This is a genomic window from Streptomyces sp. NBC_00247, assembly GCF_036188265.1.
In the GTDB taxonomy this organism is placed as follows: Bacteria; Actinomycetota; Actinomycetes; order Streptomycetales; family Streptomycetaceae; genus Streptomyces.
Genome location: NZ_CP108093.1, coordinates 6,921,717 through 6,937,524, shown reverse-complemented (window position 1 = coordinate 6,937,524; position 15,808 = coordinate 6,921,717). Strand labels below are relative to the sequence as shown.

18 protein-coding genes are annotated in these 15,808 nt (G+C 71.1%); 9 read left to right on the top strand and 9 right to left on the bottom strand.

Annotated features, from left to right (window positions below; genetic code table 11):
• Nucleotides 1-2 precede the first annotated feature (2 nt).
• The gene (locus OHT52_RS29580; protein WP_328723239.1) at nt 3-725 is read left to right on the top strand and encodes a lysophospholipid acyltransferase family protein; all 723 of its coding nucleotides are present in this window, start codon (nt 3-5) and stop codon (nt 723-725) included.
• Between the two features lie 64 nt (nt 726-789).
• Here the strand turns inward: OHT52_RS29580 and OHT52_RS29575 are convergent, their stop codons facing one another.
• The 4 genes from OHT52_RS29575 to OHT52_RS29560 form a co-directional block, all read right to left on the bottom strand.
• Nucleotides 790-1,389: a transglutaminase-like domain-containing protein gene (locus OHT52_RS29575; RefSeq protein ID WP_328723238.1), complete on the bottom strand. Its 600-nt coding sequence runs from the start codon at nt 1,387-1,389 to the stop codon at nt 790-792.
• A 92-nt stretch (nt 1,390-1,481) separates the two neighbouring features.
• Nucleotides 1,482-2,561 carry a threonine aldolase family protein gene (locus tag OHT52_RS29570; RefSeq protein ID WP_328723237.1) on the bottom strand — a complete coding sequence of 360 codons (1,080 nt, stop codon included), beginning with the start codon at nt 2,559-2,561 and terminating at the stop codon, nt 1,482-1,484.
• Entirely contained in the window at nt 2,540-3,301 is a 762-nt protein-coding gene (locus tag OHT52_RS29565) for an SDR family NAD(P)-dependent oxidoreductase (RefSeq protein ID WP_328723967.1), read from the bottom strand. Before OHT52_RS29565 ends, OHT52_RS29570 begins: the two co-directional genes overlap by 22 nt.
• A 26-nt stretch (nt 3,302-3,327) precedes the next feature.
• Nucleotides 3,328-4,725, bottom strand: a complete 1,398-nt coding sequence (locus OHT52_RS29560) for a DUF6421 family protein (RefSeq protein ID WP_328723236.1) — start codon at nt 4,723-4,725, stop codon at nt 3,328-3,330.
• Between the two features lie 245 nt (nt 4,726-4,970).
• Between OHT52_RS29560 and OHT52_RS29555 the strand changes: the two genes are divergently transcribed.
• Nucleotides 4,971-5,639 carry a glycerophosphodiester phosphodiesterase gene (locus OHT52_RS29555; protein ID WP_328723235.1) on the top strand — a complete coding sequence of 223 codons (669 nt, stop codon included), beginning with the start codon at nt 4,971-4,973 and terminating at the stop codon, nt 5,637-5,639.
• Between the two features lie 84 nt (nt 5,640-5,723).
• Here OHT52_RS29555 and OHT52_RS29550 read toward each other — a convergent pair whose 3' ends face one another.
• On the bottom strand, nt 5,724-6,302 hold the full coding sequence (locus tag OHT52_RS29550; protein ID WP_328723234.1) for a GNAT family N-acetyltransferase: 579 nt from the start codon (nt 6,300-6,302) through the stop codon (nt 5,724-5,726).
• A gap of 239 nt (nt 6,303-6,541) precedes the next feature.
• Between OHT52_RS29550 and OHT52_RS29545 the strand changes: the two genes are divergently transcribed.
• The 6 genes from OHT52_RS29545 (at nt 6,542) to OHT52_RS29520 (ending at nt 10,569) form a co-directional block, all read left to right on the top strand.
• Nucleotides 6,542-7,126: a DUF5134 domain-containing protein gene (locus tag OHT52_RS29545; RefSeq protein ID WP_328723233.1), complete on the top strand. Its 585-nt coding sequence runs from the start codon at nt 6,542-6,544 to the stop codon at nt 7,124-7,126.
• Between the two features lie 140 nt (nt 7,127-7,266).
• On the top strand, nt 7,267-8,205 hold the full coding sequence (locus OHT52_RS29540) for a M56 family metallopeptidase (protein ID WP_328723232.1): 939 nt from the start codon (nt 7,267-7,269) through the stop codon (nt 8,203-8,205).
• A gap of 88 nt (nt 8,206-8,293) precedes the next feature.
• Entirely contained in the window at nt 8,294-9,010 is a 717-nt protein-coding gene (locus OHT52_RS29535) for a phosphatase PAP2 family protein (protein WP_328723231.1), read from the top strand.
• Nucleotides 9,011-9,029: 19 nt separating this feature from the next.
• Entirely contained in the window at nt 9,030-9,731 is a 702-nt protein-coding gene (locus OHT52_RS29530) for an HAD family hydrolase (protein ID WP_328723230.1), read from the top strand.
• Nucleotides 9,732-9,822: 91 nt separating this feature from the next.
• Nucleotides 9,823-10,008, top strand: coding sequence for a hypothetical protein (locus tag OHT52_RS29525; RefSeq protein ID WP_328723229.1), 186 nt, complete (start codon nt 9,823-9,825; stop codon nt 10,006-10,008).
• A gap of 45 nt (nt 10,009-10,053) precedes the next feature.
• A complete protein-coding gene (locus OHT52_RS29520; protein WP_328723228.1) occupies nt 10,054-10,569 on the top strand; it encodes a GNAT family N-acetyltransferase in 516 nt (171 codons plus the stop codon).
• 174 nt (nt 10,570-10,743) lie between these two features.
• On the opposite strand, the gene OHT52_RS29515 is transcribed toward OHT52_RS29520, so the two are convergent.
• A complete protein-coding gene (locus OHT52_RS29515) occupies nt 10,744-12,234 on the bottom strand; it encodes an LVIVD repeat-containing protein (protein ID WP_328723227.1) in 1,491 nt (496 codons plus the stop codon).
• A gap of 178 nt (nt 12,235-12,412) precedes the next feature.
• Between OHT52_RS29515 and OHT52_RS29510 the strand changes: the two genes are divergently transcribed.
• Nucleotides 12,413-13,069, top strand: a complete 657-nt coding sequence (locus OHT52_RS29510) for a DUF305 domain-containing protein (protein ID WP_328723226.1) — start codon at nt 12,413-12,415, stop codon at nt 13,067-13,069.
• 120 nt (nt 13,070-13,189) lie between these two features.
• On the opposite strand, the gene OHT52_RS29505 is transcribed toward OHT52_RS29510, so the two are convergent.
• The 3 genes from OHT52_RS29505 to OHT52_RS29495 form a co-directional block, all read right to left on the bottom strand.
• Nucleotides 13,190-13,573, bottom strand: a complete 384-nt coding sequence (locus OHT52_RS29505) for an ArsR/SmtB family transcription factor (RefSeq protein ID WP_328723965.1) — start codon at nt 13,571-13,573, stop codon at nt 13,190-13,192.
• 88 nt (nt 13,574-13,661) lie between these two features.
• Nucleotides 13,662-14,429: a class I SAM-dependent methyltransferase gene (locus OHT52_RS29500; RefSeq protein WP_328723225.1), complete on the bottom strand. Its 768-nt coding sequence runs from the start codon at nt 14,427-14,429 to the stop codon at nt 13,662-13,664.
• A 111-nt stretch (nt 14,430-14,540) separates the two neighbouring features.
• Entirely contained in the window at nt 14,541-15,638 is a 1,098-nt protein-coding gene (locus tag OHT52_RS29495; RefSeq protein WP_328723224.1) for an NADH:flavin oxidoreductase/NADH oxidase, read from the bottom strand.
• Between the last annotated feature and the right edge of the window lie 170 nt (nt 15,639-15,808).

The following is a 15,808-nucleotide window of genomic DNA, read 5'->3' as shown; positions in this document are numbered from 1 at the left end:
AGATGGCAGAACTCGTCTATCGACCGGTCATCGGCGCCGCTCGCACCATGTTCAAGGCGCTCGACCTGAAGATCGACACTCAGGGTTCGGAGAACATCCCGAGAACCGGTGGCGCGGTGCTGGTCAGCAACCACATCAGTTATCTCGACTTCATCTTCTCCGGCCTCGCCGCCCTTCCGCAGAAGCGGCTCGTCCGGTTCATGGCCAAGGAGTCGGTGTTCCGGCACAAGGTCTCCGGCCCGCTGATGCGCGGGATGAAGCACATCCCCGTCGACCGGAAGCAGGGCGAGGACGCCTACGCGCACGCACTGGCCTCGTTGCGGTCCGGCGAGATCATCGGAGTGTTCCCCGAGGCGACCATCTCGTCGTCCTTCACGCTGAAGAGCTTCAAGTCGGGTGCCGCCCGACTGGCCCAGGAGGCGGGCGTACCGCTGATCCCGATGGCCCTGTGGGGCACCCAGCGGATCTGGACCAAGGGCCACCCGCGCAACTTCCGGCGGAACCACATCCCGGTGACCATAAGGGTCGGCGCTCCGGTCGAGGCCCCGGCGGACCAGTACGCGGGGGCCATCACCCGTCGGCTGCGCGAGGGGGTCCAGGAGCTCCTGGAGGCCGCGCAGCGCGCCTATCCGGTACGGCCGAAGGACGCGGGCGACACCTGGTGGGTGCCCGCGCACCTCGGCGGTACGGCTCCGACCGCGGCGGAGGTCCGCGAGCGCGGCTGATCCGCGGACAGGACCGGTCCGCCGGGCCGGCGCACGGACCGCGCCGGCCGAGGACGTGCACCGGTCAGAGCGCGCCGGGCAGCGTCTCCCCGAGGTGGTGGCGGTCGCGGGCCTGTCTCAGTACCGACAGCACCTCGGGGTGCGGGGCCGCGTACAGGACGGGGTAGTCCACTCCCCCGAGTGCGGGGTGCACCGGCCACGCCAGCCGCTCGTGGTCGAGGGAGAACCGCGCGTCGACACCGGGCCTGTTCCCGCGTGCGTCGACCCGGGCCCAGCGGTCCCGCCCCGGGAGTCGCAGGGCGACGAGCCCGTGCACCACGGGGACGTCTCCCTCCTCGTCCACGAGCCGCTGGTAGCAGAGCGCGGCGGGGATGCCCGCGACGCGCAGCAGGGCGGCCAGGGCGTGCGATTTGGCGTAGCAGATGCCGTTACGGGTCGCGAGGACGTCGGAGGCGCGCCAGGGCACCCGGAGGTCCCCCGAGTCCGCGGAGTGCGGGACGGTGTCGCGGACGAAGGTGAAAGCGGCCTCGGCGTACGTGTACGCGTCACTGGTGTCGGCGCCGAGGCGTCGCGCGGTCTCACGTACGTACGGATGCCGGTGGTCGATCGCCTCGTCCGACGCGAGATAGGCGTCGAGGTCCGGGCTCTCCTGGATCAGTTCCATACGCGCAGAGCATAGGAGTGCGGCCGACCGGAGACAAATACTTTTCCGGTCGACCGCATATCCATGCACGCGCTACGGCTGCGCCACGCCTTTCAGCCCTTCAGCTCCTCGGCGAGCGCCTCGACGAAGGCGTCCACGTCGCTCTCGCGCGTGTCGAAGGCGCACATCCAGCGGACGTCACCCGCGGCCTCGTCCCAGAAGTAGAAGCGGAAGCGCTTCTGGAGCCGCTCGGCGACGTCGTGCGGCAGCCGGGCGAAGACACCGTTGGACTGCACGGGGTAGAGGATCTCCACCCCGTCCAGGGCACGGACGCCTTCGGCGAGGCGCTGGGCCATCGCGTTGGCGTGCCGGGCGTTGCGCAGCCAGAGGTCACCCGCGAACAGGGCTTCCAGCTGCACGGAGACGAAGCGCATCTTGGAGGCCAGCTGCATCGACGTCTTGCGCAGGTGCTTCATCGCGCGGACCGCGTCGGGGTTGAGCACGACGACGGCCTCGCCGAAGACCGCGCCGTTCTTGGTGCCGCCGAGGGAGACCACGTCGACACACGCGTCGGTGGTGAACGCGCGCATCGGCAGGTCCAGGGAGGCCGCCGCGTTGGCGATCCTGGAGCCGTCGAGGTGGACCTTCATCCCGAGTCCGTGAGCGTGGTCGCAGATCTCGCGGATCTCCTGAGGGGTGTACAGCGTGCCCAGCTCGGTGCTCTGGGTGATCGAGACCACCTGAGGCATCGCGCGGTGCTCGTCGTCGAAGCCGTACGCCTGGCGGTCGATGAGCGCGGGCGTCAGCTTGCCGTCCGGGGACGGGACGGTGAGGAGCTTCAGTCCGCCGACGCGCTCCGGAGCACCCCCCTCGTCCATGTTGATGTGCGCGGACTCCGCGCAGATCACCGCGCCCCAGCGGTCCGCCAGGGCCTGGAGGGCCAGCACGTTGGCCCCGGTTCCGTTGAAGACCGGGTAGGCCTCGGCAGCCTCGCCGAAGTGGCCTCGTACGACGTCCTGGAGGTGGTCCGTGTACACGTCCCCGCCGTAGGCGACCTGGTGGCCGTCGTTGGCGAGGGCGAGGGCGGCCAGGATCTCCGGGTGGGTACCGGCGTAGTTGTCACTGGCGAAGCCGCGTATCTCCGGGTCGTGATGACGACGCGCGTCGGTCGTTACGGTTGCGGAGTCAGCCACAGGCGCTTTCCGTTCACATCGGGTGCGGGTCGGTCCCAGACGCCGGCGATGGCCTCGGCCAGTTCGCTCACGTCGGTGAATCCCGCGAATTTCGCAGTCGGGCGCTCGGCGCGCATCGCGTCGTGCACCAGTGCCTTCACGACCAGGATCGCAGCAGCCGTCCTGGGCCCTTCCTCGCCCCCCGCCTTGCGGAAGGCGTCGGCGAGGGCGAGCGTCCACGCCTCGGCAGCGGCCTTCGCCGCCGCGTACGCCGCGTTTCCCGCGGTGGGCCGGGTCGCACCCAAGGCGCTGATCAGGACGTAACGGCCCCGGTCGCTGCGCTCCAGGCCCGCTTGGAAGGCGAGCGAGGTGGACTGCACGGTGCGGATGAGCAGCTTCTCCAGCGCGTCCCAGTCGGAGAGATTGGTCTCGGCGAAGTTCGCGCTGCCACGCCAGCCGCCGACGAGGTGGACCAGGCCGTCGATCCGGCCGAACTCCGTCTCCGTCTTGTCGGCCCACTCGCGGGCGGCGGCCGGGTCCAGCAGGTCCACGGTCTCCCCGGTGACGCTGGCCCCGCCGTGCGCGTACCGCGCCGCGTCCACCGCTTCCGCCAGCCGTTCCGGGTGCGCGTCAGCCCCGACGACGGTCGCTCCGGCCTCGGCGAGGCGGAGCAGGGTGGCACGGCCCGCCGGACCGGCCGCACCGGCCACCGCGATCACCGCGCCTTCGAGTGGGCCGGTTTCGCTACGGACACCGTTCATGGCCACCGCCTCCTTGGGACCCTCGCTCACGCGGCCACCTGCTCGGCGCTCGCCGCGGTGATCCCCACCGTGGACGCGATCACGTGCTTCATTTTCTTGGAGAGCGCCTCATAGAACATGCTCAGGGGAAACTCGTCCGGAAGCACGTCGTCCACGAGTTTCCGCGGCGGTTGTGTCAGGTCCAGCGCGTCGGGGCCCTTGGCCCAGCGCGAGCCCGGGTGCGGGGAGAGGTACTCGGCGACCAGGTCGTACGCGGCGAACCAGTGGACCAGCTTGGGACGGTCGATGCCGTCGCGGTAGAGCTTCTCGATCTCGCCGCAGAGCTGGTTGGTGACCTGCGGGGCGCGGTCCCAGTCGATCTTCAGGGTGTTGTCGGTCCAGCGGACGACGTCGTGCTTGTGGAGGTAGGCGAAGAGCAGCTGGCCGCCGAGGCCGTCGTAGTTGCGCACCCGCTCACCGGTGACGGGGAAGCGGAACATGCGGTCGAAGAGGACGGCGTACTGGACGTCGCGACCTTGCGGGAAGCCGTCGGCCTCCAGCTTCACGGCCTCCTTGAAGGCGGTGAGGTCGCACCGCAGCTCCTCCAGTCCGTACATCCAGAACGGCTGGCGCTGCTTGATCATGAAGGGGTCGAACGGCAGGTCGCCGTGGCTGTGGGTGCGGTCGTGGACCATGTCCCAGAGCACGAATGCCTGCTCACAGCGCTGCTGGTCACCGACCATCTCCCGGATGTCCGCCGGCAGCTCCAGGCCGAGCAGGCCGACGGCGGCCTCGGTGACCCGGCGGAAGCGGGCGGCCTCGCGGTCACAGAAGATGCCGCCCCAGCTGAAACGCTCGGGGGCCTCGCGCACGGCGATGGTCTCCGGGAAGAGCACCGCGGAGTTCGTGTCGTACCCGGAGGTGAAGCCCTCGAAGGTGATGCCGCAGAACATCGGGTTGTCGTACCGGGTCGCCTCCAGCTCGGCGAGCCACTCGGGCCAGACCATGCGGAGCACCACCGCTTCGAGGTTGCGGTCGGGGTTGCCGTTCTGGGTGTACATGGCGAAGACGACGAGATGCTGGAGCCCGTCCGCCCGGTTCTTGGCCGGCTGGAAGGCGAGCAGGGAGTCCAGGAAGTCCGGTACCCCGAAACCGCCCTCGGCCCAGCGGCGCAGATCGCCGACGAGGGCACGGTGGTAGGCGGCGTCGTGCGGCAGCAGGGGGGAGAGCTCCTCGACCGCACCGATGATCCGGCCGAGAGCGGCATCCACGACGGCCGCGTCGGGGGCGCCCTCCGCCTCGAAGTCGATCGAGCCGTCCTTGGACTGCCAGGGCCTGATCTTCTCCACGGCGTTCCTGAGCACGGGCCACGCAGGGTGGTCGACCACCCGCCCGGCCGCGACCGCGCCGCCTCCGGGGACGTCGTGTACCAGAATTTCCGTCATAGCCGTTTCCTCCACAGAACCTCGCGTTCGGCGAGCGTATCCGGGCACGGTTCCCCAGGACAAGTAAGATCCAATAAATTATCCTGTCCGACTCCATGGTCACCGCGGAATTTCCTGCGACTTCTCAGAACCACGTTACTTCCGTCACTCGCGTCGTGCCGTCCCGACGGCTGGGTAGGTTCGCTCCGGCGGCCGGGGCGGTGCGAGGAACGCGACCGGGCCACGCGAGAAATCAGGAGAGTGCCTTGCCCTTCGTCACCATCGGTCATCGCGGGCTCATGGGCGTCGAGCCGGAGAACACGCTGCGGTCCTTCGTCCGGGCGCAGCGGGAGGGGATGGACGCCATCGAACTGGATCTGCACCTGAGCAAGGACGGCGCGCTCGTCGTGATGCACGACGCGGAAGTGGACCGTACGACCGACGGAACGGGCCGGATCGCGGACAAGACGCTGGCGGAACTGCGCGAGCTGGACGCCGGGCAGGGCGAGCGGGTACCCCTCTTCGAGGAGGTGCTCGACACGGTGGACTCGCCGGTCCAGGCGGAGATCAAGGACGCCGCGGCGGCCCGGGCGCTGGCCGAGGTGATCACCCGGCGGGGTCTGACGGGACGGGTGGAGGTGTCGTCCTTCCACGACGAGGCGGTCGCGGAGACCGGCCGGCTGCTGCCGGGCCTGCCGACCGTGCTGATCGCGAGCCGCTGGGGACCGGACGTGGTGGAGCGGGCCCGGGCGGCGGGCGCGGCCACGCTCGCGCTCAACATCCGGCGGCTGACGCTGGAGACCGTGGAGCAGGCACGCGAGGCCGGGCTGCGGGTCATCGCCTGGGTGGTGAACACTCCCGAACAGCTGGCGCTGGCAAGGGCGTTCGGGCTCGACGGGGCGACGACCGACCGTCCGGAGATCCGCCGGGCCTGAGCGTCGCGGAGCGGTGAACGGCCGGAGGCCCTGCCGTGTCCGGCAGGGCCTGCGGGGAAGCAAGGGGAGCGAGAAGGGCGGTAACTACCGCTCGTCTTTCCCGGACTCCTCGGTCCCGAACTCCTTGACCAGCAGTTCGAACTCCAGGTCGTCGCGGAGGGGAGTCCCGAAGCGTTCGTCGCCGTACGGGAAGGGGCTCATGCGGCCCGTACGGGCATACCCGCGGCGCTCGTAGAAGGCGATCAGCTCGGCGCGCAGGGAGATCACCGTCATCTGCATCCCGGTGACGCCCCACTCCTCGCGGGCCACCCGCTCCGCCTCGGCGATGACCGTCTTGCCGAGCCCGACGCCCTGCTGGCCCGGGCGGACCGAGAACATTCCGAAGTAGGCCGCGTCACCGCGGTGTTCGAGCTGGCAGCAGGCGACGATGGTGCCGTCGCGTTCGGCCACGAGCAGTCGCCCGCCGGGGGTGGCGATGATCTCGCGCACCTCCGCGTCGTCGGTCCGCCGCCCTTCGAGCATGTGCGCCTCGCTGGTCCAGCCGGTGCGGCTGGACTCACCCCGGTAGGCGGACTCGACCAGTTCGACGAGCGCCGGCACGTCGTCCTCGGCCGCGTCGCGGAAGGTGAGCCGGTGCGTGACGCGCGGCGGGGCGATCTCCATGGGACGGTCTCCGTTTCTCCGCCTGCGGCAGGTGCCTTCGGGCTCGCCCGCCGGGCGGTGCTCTGCTACGACGCCGGACCTCTGCTCCGGCGTCGCGCACGAGGGTAACCCGATCACCTGAGCCCACCACGAACACGGTCACTCCCCTTTATGCACCCGTGCGCCGCCGTGCGCCGGGTTGTCCCGGTGACACGCCGGGAATCGAGTACGGGACAACTTCGGCGGAGGGGAGGTGTGCCGTGCACGGACCGGCGCTGTCCGGCTGGCTGCTCATGGTGCTGTGCACGGCGACGGGCGCCTACTGCCTGCTGCAGGCGTGCGCCGGGACCGGGGAGGCGCGGCGAGTCGCTCACGCCGAGGCGCTCATGGGGTTCGGCATGGCCGCGATGGCCGTTCCGGCCGTCCTGTTCACGCCCCCCGGGTGGGCCTGGGCGGCGTACACGGTGCTCTTCGGCGGAGCCGCCCTGCGGTCCGTCTGGGCGGCGCGCAGGGGCGGCCACCATCTCCACCATCTGATCGGCTCGCTGGCCATGGTCTACATGGCCCTCGCCATGGCGCCCGGCGCCGGCGCCGAGGGCAGCCCGCACGCCGGGCACGGCACAGGCACTCCGGGGACGGGCTTGCCCCTGCTCACCGGGGCGCTCCTCCTCTACTACGCGCTCTACGTCCTGGGCGCCGCCGGACGCCTGATACCCGTCGCCGCAGGCGCAGGGGCAGGCCTGGTGGCCGGGGGCGGGCACACCCGGCCCGAACGGCCCGAACTGGCACTCGCCTGCCGGGTGACGATGGGCCTGGCCATGCTCGCGATGCTGGCGGGCCTCTGACGCCCGCGTGCCCGGCGGGTCTCTCCGGCGCCGCGCTCTCCGCGCACGCCGTGCGCTTCCATGCGTCCGCGCGCCGTGGCGTACGTCACTTGACGGCCGGAGCCATATCGGCGCGTTCCGCGCGCTCATAGGCTGGCCGCATGTTGGTCTCCCTCGCCCTGCTGATGCTCGGCGCACTGACCGCCGTGGTGGCTCCCCGCCTGATGGCGCGGGCCCATTGGCCGGAGCGCGAGCCCGTGGTGGCCCTGTGGGTCTGGCAGTGCGTGGTGGCGGGGGTGCTGGTCTCCTTCGCCCTGTCGATGACATTCAGCGCGGCGGCGGCCTGGCAGGCGGTCCGGGGCCATGTCTTCGCGCCGGCCCCGCACGCGGTGGTCGAGGCCTACGCCCTGGCCGGCTACGGCCCTTGGTCGGCGGTGGTGGCCGTGGTGCTGGCCTTCGGGGGCGTGTGGAGCGGGGCGATGCTGCTGCGCGAGGTAGGCCGTGCACGCAGGCGAAGGAGTCTGAGCCGGGCCGAACTGCTGGTACGTTCACCGCACTTGGACGGCGAGGAGCCCGGCGACTCGCGGCTGGTGATCCTGGAAGGACCCCGCCCCGACGCCTGGTGGCTGCCCGGCTCGACCCCACGCCTGGTCATCACCACCGCCGCGCTGGTCCGCCTGAAGGGCCGTCAGCTGGACGCGGTCCTCGCCCACGAACAGGGCCACGCCAGGGCCCGGCACGACTGGCTGCTGCACTGCTCGGCCGCCCTGGCCAACGGTTTCCCGCAGGTACCGGTCTTCGCCGCGTTCCGTGACGAGATGCACCGGCTGATCGAACTGGCCGCCGACGACGTGGCGTCACGGCGCTTCGGACGGCTGACGACCGCCCTCGCCCTGGTCGGACTGAACGAGGACCGGGGCGTCTTCGACCCGTGCCACGCCCAGGCCGGACAGGTGCCGCGCCGCGTGAACAGGCTGCTCGAACCGGTGGAACGGCTGACCGCCGGGCACCGGCTCCGGCTCACTGCCGCCGCTTCACTCGTCCCGCTCGTCCCGCTTCTGGTGGCGCTCGTGCCGGCGATCGGCACCCTTCGGCCGTAGGGGCGCGGGGGCACTGCCACCCCGACCCCGGCGTTCCGCACGGGGCGGCGTCCACCCGGAAGCGGGTGCCTTCGGCGAAAATCGCCGCATGTCCACTCCCGACCGCGTCCCCGTGCGGCCTTCCGGGTCTGCGACGGTCACGCGTGCGGTGGGGACCGGGGCGGTCTGCGGCGCGCTCGCCCTCGCTCTGCTGGTGATGGTGGCCACGGCCTGGGCGCCCCTGATGACCGTGGACCACGCCGTCGCCGAGGGGCTGCACCGCCGTGCCGTCACCCGGCCCGGAGAGGTCCGGGTCGCCCGGGTGCTGACGGACTGGGTGTGGGACCCCTGGACCGCGCGTGCCCTGATCACGGTCGCCGTCGTGGCCCTGTGGTGGCGCGGGGCCCGGCTGCTCGCCTGCTGGATCGCGGGGACCATGGTCTTCTCCACCCTCCTCCAGCAGGGGATCAAGGCGGCCGTGGGCCGGGAGCGCCCGCAGTGGCAGGACCCGGTGGATTCCGCGCAGTACGCCGCGTTCCCCTCGGGCCACGCGATGTCGGCGACGGTGGGGTGCGGCCTGCTGCTGTGGCTGCTGTGGCGGGCGGGACCGGCGGTCAGGGGCACAGCCGTGTCGGTGGCCTGCCTCTCGGTGGCGGGCGTCTCCTTCACCCGGGTCTACCTGGGTGTGCACTGGCTCTCGGACGTGGTGGCCGGGGTGCTGCTCGGGGTGGGCGTGGTGGCGCTCTCCATCGCTGGTCACACGGCGTTCCTCGCGCGGTCCGGCCGGGGCTGGAGCCGGACGGGGAATTTGTCGCACCGATCCTGACCACGGCAAGATCGCCACCATGACGATCAAGGGCGTTCTCTTCGACTTCTCCGGGACCCTTTTCCGCATCGAGTCGGTCGGTTCCTGGCTCCGCGCGGTATTCGACGAGCAGGGCACGGTGACCGACGAGGAGAGCTTCGACCGGTACGTACGCGAGCTGACGGACGCCGGAGCGCTGCCGGGCGGGCCGGCCCCGGCGCGCGTACCGGCCGCTCTGGCCGAGGTGTACGCGGCACGCGACGAGAGCGCGGAGCTGCACCGTGCCGCGTACACGGGGCTGGCGCGCGAGGTCCGACTGCCCGGCGAGGGAACGCACGACGCGCTCTACGCACGCCACATGTCTCCCGACGCCTGGCTCCCCTACCCGGACGCGGCCCAGGTGCTGGGCGGGCTGCGGGCCAACGGCACGGCGGTCGGGGTGGTCAGCAACATCGGCTGGGACCTGCGCCCCGTTTTCCGGGCCCACGGGCTGGACGAGTTCGTGGACGCGTACGTCCTCTCCTTCGAGCACGGTGTGCAGAAGCCGGACGCGCGGCTCTTCCGTACCGCATGCGAGCGGCTCTCCTTGCGTCCCGAGGACGTGGTGATGGTCGGTGACGACCGTCACGCGGACGGCGGCGCTGCCGCACTGGGGTGCGGGGTGCGCTTCGTGGACCACCTGCCGGTGACCGAGCGGCCGGACGGATTGCGGCGCCTGGGACTGGTGACGGACCCGGCCTGAAAAGGTTGCTCCGTACGAGGGACGGCAGGTGTGAGATGTCCCGCCCGCCAGGCGGCCCGACAGCCTGATTCGGCCCCGTAGCCTGGTGGGCATGTCCTGTCTTCCCACCTCGTCACGTTCCGTCCGTCCCGCAGCGGTGATCAACCAGGAGATCCGCGAGCTGCTGCAGCGCTCGGACGGCCTCGTGCTGTGCGCCGCGGACGAGGCGACGTACCAGCGGCTGCTGGTCGAATGGGCCGCCGCGACGGGGACGAGCACCCGGCGACCGGCGGCCTGAGCCTGGGGGCCCGGCGCGCGCCGGAGTCCGTGCGACCATTCCGGGATGAACGACCGCCCCGCTTTTCGCACCCTGCGCCTTCCCGGCGCCGAGGTTTCCCCCGCGCACGGCCTCACGGGCCTCCTCACCGCCTACCACCTGCGCACGGAGGAGGAGAAGGGCCTGGGCGTCGTGGGTACGGAGGACCTCCCCGAGCGGTATCTGTCCGAGATCCGCTCCCCGGGCACCGCGTTCGCCGGCGACCTCGTGCTGCTGGCCCTCCACGACGACACCGCCGCAGGGTGCGCGATCCTGACCGCCGCCGACGGCGATGGGCGCTCGGAGATCAAGCGGCTGTGGGTCGGCCCCGCCTTCCGCGGCGGCGGCGTGGCGTCCGGTCTGATCAGGGAGGCGCTCGCGGCGGCCGGGGAAACCGGCGTCCGTGCGGTGCGCCTCTCCGTCTGGAGCTGGCGGACCGGCGCGATCGCGCTGTACGTCCGTCACGGCTTCACCGCGGTCGAGTCCTGGGAGGACCGGCGGGAGCTCGTCTGCATGGAGCACCGCCCGGCCACCGGAAGGTGATCTGATTCCGGCGATCCCCTGCGCCGCCGGAATCAGCGGGCTCCAGCTTCTCCCCACATCCTGCGGCGGTCAACGGATTACTCGCCGACTGGAGTGACCGCTCGGCGCGCTGCGGTCCGCCGGGCCGGAGCCCGGCGGACCGCGTGGCGGACGCCGCCGTTCTTCCGCCGCGGGTCAGCGGTCGAAGTAGTCGGGCTGCGTCTGGACGTTCAGCTCGTCGAGCCGGACCCGCTTCGCCGGGTCGGTCCGCCGGTCGTGCAGGGCGAGGACGTCCAGGCCCTTGGCGATGTCGTTGGAGTAGATGTAACCGTTGTAGTAGTACGCCGACCAGGGTCCTGCCGTGGTGACGGCGTCGAGGCTGACGGGTCCGCGCTCGAAGTAGGCGATCTCCTCGGGCTTGCTGGAGTCGGTGAAGTCCCAGACGGAGATGCCGCCCTGGTACCACGCCTGGACCATCAGGTCCCGGCCCTTGACGGGGATGATCGAGCCGTTGTGGGCGACGCAGACCTCGACGTCGGCCTGGTAGCGGTCGATCTTGTAGTAGCTGCGGAAGACCAGCTTGCGGTGGTCGCCCCTGCCGACGATGTCGTAGATGCCGTCGGCGCCGCGGTTCGGTCCGATCTTCTCGTTGCAGGTGGCGGCGCCACCGCCGCCGAGCTCGTCCGTGAAGACGACCTTGTCGGCGTCCTGGTTGAAGGTGGCCGAGTGCCAGAACGCGAAGTTCACGTTGTCCTGCACCCGGTCGATGATCTTCGGATTGGCCGGGTCCTTGATGGAGAACAGCAGGCCGTCCCCCATGCAGGCGCCCGCCGCGAGGTCCTCGGAGGGCAGCACGGTGATGTCGTGGCAGCCGGTGGTCTTGGAGACACCGGGGTTGTCCGGGGCTCCCGGGTTGCCGCCGTCCGGGAAGAGCACCGGGAAGTTCACGATCCTGGCCTGCTCGGGCGCCTTGCGGGGCACCTTGATGACGGAGATCCCGTCGTGCGGCGGCTGGCAGTCCGGGAACGCCGCGTTGGGCGAGTACGAGGACACGTACACGTAGACGTCGTTGCGCTTCGGGACGATGGTGTGGGTGTGCGAACCGCAGGCGGTCTCGACGGAGGCGACGTACTCGGGGTGGCGCTTGTCGCTGATGTCGAAGACCTTGATGCCCTCCCAGGAGGACTTCTCGGTGGCGGGCTGGGTGGTGCTGGCACAGGAGTTGTCGCTGCGCGAGGAGTCGGTGGAGAGGAAGAGCAGGTTCCCCGAGACCGAGATGTCGTTCTGCGAACCGGGGCAGAGCACCTGGGCGACCGTCTTCGGCTTCTTCGGGTTGCCGATGTCGAAGATGCGGAAGCCGTCGTAGTTGCCGGCGAAGGCGTACTTCCCCTGGAAGGCCAGGTCCGTGTTGAGGCCCAGCAGTGCGTCCTTCGGCACGTTGGCGAGGTGCTCGATGTTGCCGCTGTGGACGATCTCGTCGACTCCGGGTATGCCGCCGTTCGCGAGGGCCGCCTCCGCCTCGGCGCGGGTGTCCGCCGACACGGCGGCAGTGGCGGCGGTCGTGTCGCCGGGGTCGGGTGACGCGACGGCGTTGGTGGCTGTCAGCAGCGTCGCGATGAGTCCGGCCGCGGCGGCTGCCGCGCCCAGTCGTCTCCGTCGCACGCGGGTGGTGTGCAACAAGGTCACTTCGTCCTCCCTTGATTCCGTTCGGGGTCGAACGGTTCTCGGTCGGTGGAAGTATGGCTTCTTCCATGTACACATCAACAGGCGGCAACAGAGACGTAATGAAAGTGTTTGATCAACATGGCGTGGAAGCATGCTAGTTGTTGGTCACCAACCCCCCACTTGGCAACCGGAGGCCGCCGTGCTGTTCGACCGACAGACGATCCGCCCGGGCGCGACAGCCCTGGCCGTGGCCGTCCTCACATCCGTGCTGGCCCTGTCCTCGTGCGACGGGGACGAGGACGAGTCGTCCCGGAAGAGCACCGGCCAGAGTGTCGTCGCCCCCGGGAAACCGGGCGAGGAGGCCAGAACCCTCACGGCGGAGGAGGCACGGAAGGAGACGGTCGCCGACACCCCGAACTCCGCCGACTACCAGTACGTGCAGCGCATGATCCACCACCACGAACAAGCCCTCGTCATGACGGAACTCGCCCAGCAGCATGCCGCTTCAGCCTCGGTCCAGCGGCTCGCGGAGCGCATTGCGGCGGGGCAGAGGCCGGAGATCGAGGCCATGCGAGGTTGGCTGAAAGACAACGACGGCGAACAGCGCGCGGCACACGATCACGCCGCGATGCCCGGCATGGCGACCGAGGCACAACTGGCGCGCCTGAAGGCGGCGCGGGGCAGAGCGTTCGACCAGCTCTTCCTCCGCCTGATGATCACCCACCACCAGGGGGCCATCACCATGGCCACGGAGGCGCTCACCGACGGCAACAACGTCCGGGTGGAGGAGATGGCCACCGATGTCGCCGCGCAGCAGGCCGCCGAGGTCGACCGGATGCGGGCGCTGCAGACCTGACCCGCTGCCGGGAGCACCGGGCACAGCGGTGCTCACGCCCCCCGGCCGGTCCGGGAGTTTGTCGACCGGTCCCGCCGGGCGCCCTCGGGTGCTCCGCCGACCGGCCCAAGGGCCCGCCGGTCAGGCTCCCGGCAGTCGTACCGCTTCCCGGTCGGCCGCGCGCAGGACGCTGTCGATCAGGCCCGGGTAGAGCTTCTCCAGGTCGTCCCCGCGCAGTTCGTTCAACTTCGCGGTGCCCCGGTAGATCTGGTGGATGACCCCGCTCTCCCTCAGCACGCGGAAGTGGTGCGTCAGGGTCGACTTGGCGACCGGGAGTTCGAAGTACGAGCAGGCCAGCCCGGCCCGGGCGACGGCCATCTGCCGGACGATGCACAGTCGTATCGGATCGGCCAGCGCGTGCAGCACGTGTTCGAGCCGGATCTCCTCCAGGGACGGATGGGCGAGCACACGGGTACCGCCGGGCGCCGCGGTGCGCCCCCGGGTGAGGGACGCCGCGGAAAGCACGGTGTGGGTGGCGGGGGTCACTGTGGGCTCCACTTCGTCCGAAGGTCTCCATGGTACGGAAGCCACCGGGACGGGTACGCGGTGCGGGTCATCGGACGGTGGCCACCACGAGCCGGGCCCGCGGGGTGCCGTCCGGGCGCGCCCCCAGGCCCGCGAGGGGGCTCAGGCGCACCGAGAAACCGGCGGCCGCGAGGTCGGTGAGGACGTCGGGCAGCCGGAACGTGCGGTAGTACATGACGAAGCGCGGGCGCCACAGGGCGTTGCGCACGCGCATCGCCGCGTCGAACCCGAGGAGCGTCCAGTACGCGCGCGAGCCGACGGCGGGCGGGGCGCCCACCGGAAAGACGAACCGTCCACCGGGCCGGAGCGAGGCGCGCACCTGGGCGAAGAGCGCGGGGCGTTCGGACGGCAGGAAGTGTCCGAACGCGCCGAAGCTCAGCGCCAGGTCGAAGGCGGCCTCGAAGGGCAGGGCCCGGGCGTCGGCCCGCACCCAGTCGACCGGGGATCCGGGCACCGGGACCGCGGAGTTCGCGGATCGGGGCGGTCCGGCGGGTGCGTCCGGAACCGAGGACCGGCCGACGGCGAGCATGCCCGCACTGAAGTCGACGCCGGTGACCCGTTCGTGGCACACCTGGCGCAGCACGCCGATACCCGCACCGGTGCCGCAGCAGACGTCCAGCCCGCGGGCGAACGGCCCGAGCGGCCGGAGCGCCTCCGTCACGGCGTCGAGGACGCGGTCCGGGGTGCGGTAGGGCGAGTGGTCGAACTTCGGGGCGAGCAGGTCGTACCCGCGCTCGGTCGAGGAGAGCGCCTGGACGGCGAGTTCGCGGAAGGTGGGGCCCTGGGTGGTAGGCATCACGGCCAGCCTACCGAGGAGCCCGCACTCCCCGGGCCTTCCCGGCCGCTCGGGAGCTACGGAAGCACTCCCCGGCCCGGCGGCGCGGGCCGGGGAGTGTCCGTGTACGGGTCAGACCGAGCGGCCGTACTGAGGCGGTACACGCACGTCGCCGCCCAGTTCCCGCGCGGCGTCGCGTGCGAAGTAGGGGTCGCGCAGCAGTTCCCGGCCGATGAGGACGGCGTCCGCCTGCCCGTCGACGAGGATCTTCTCCGCCTGCACGGGCTCGGTGATGAGGCCGACCGCGGCGACCGGCAGACCGGCCTCGGTCCGGACGCGCTCGGCGAAGGGGACCTGGTAGTTCGGGCCCACGGGGATCTGCGCCCGGGGCGCGTTGCCGCCGGTGGAGACGTCGAGGAGGTCGACGCCGTGCGCCTTGAGGTCCGTCGCGAAGCGGACCGTGTCGTCGCCGGTCCAGCCCTCGCGCGGGTCGTCGGCGTTCTCGGTGAGCCAGTCCGTCGCGGAGATGCGGAAGAAGAGCGGAAGCTCCTCGGGCCACACCTCCCGTACGGCGTCGACGACTTCGAGCGCGAAGCGGGTGCGGTTCTCGAAGGAGCCGCCGTAGGCGTCGGTGCGGTGGTTGCTGTCCGGGGAGAGGAACTCGCCGATCAGGTAGCCGTGGGCGCCGTGGATCTCGACGACCTGGAAGCCGGCGGCGAGGGCACGCCGGGCGGCTTCGGCGAACTGCCGCACCACGTCCTTGATCTGATCAACAGTCAGCTCGGTGGGGACGGGGCTGCCTTCGTCGAAGGCCAGTGGGCTGGGTCCGAGCGGCTGCCAGCCGCCGTCCGCCTCGGAGAGCGCGCCGCCGCCGCGCCAGGGGGCGTCGGTCGATGCCTTGCGTCCGGCGTGTCCCAGCTGGATTCCCGAAACCGTCCCCTGGTCGGCCAGGAAGGAGGTGATCCTCCGGAAGGCCTCCACCTGGCGGTCGTTCCAGATGCCGAGGTCGGCGGGGCTGATGCGGCCCTCGGGGCTGACCCCGGTGGCCTCCACCAGGACGAGCCCGGCACCCCCGACCGCCCGGGACGCGTAGTGGGCGAAGTGCCAGTCGGTGGGGGCCCCGGCGTCCGGACCGGTCGGCGCCGCGCTGTACTGGCACATCGGCGGCATCCAGACACGGTTGGGCACGGTCACCGACCGCAGGACGTAGGGCTCGAAAAGGGCGCTCACGCCGGACTCCGTTTCGCAGGAACGACCGCGCCGCCGGGCGGGAGCCGCCGACGACGTTAGTACGAGACATACCGTACTACGACGATCGACGAACTAAGGAAGGGCTCTTACGACGTCCCTACAGGCGCCCGCGCAGCCACTCACGCGAGCACCCGAACCCTCCTCCACCC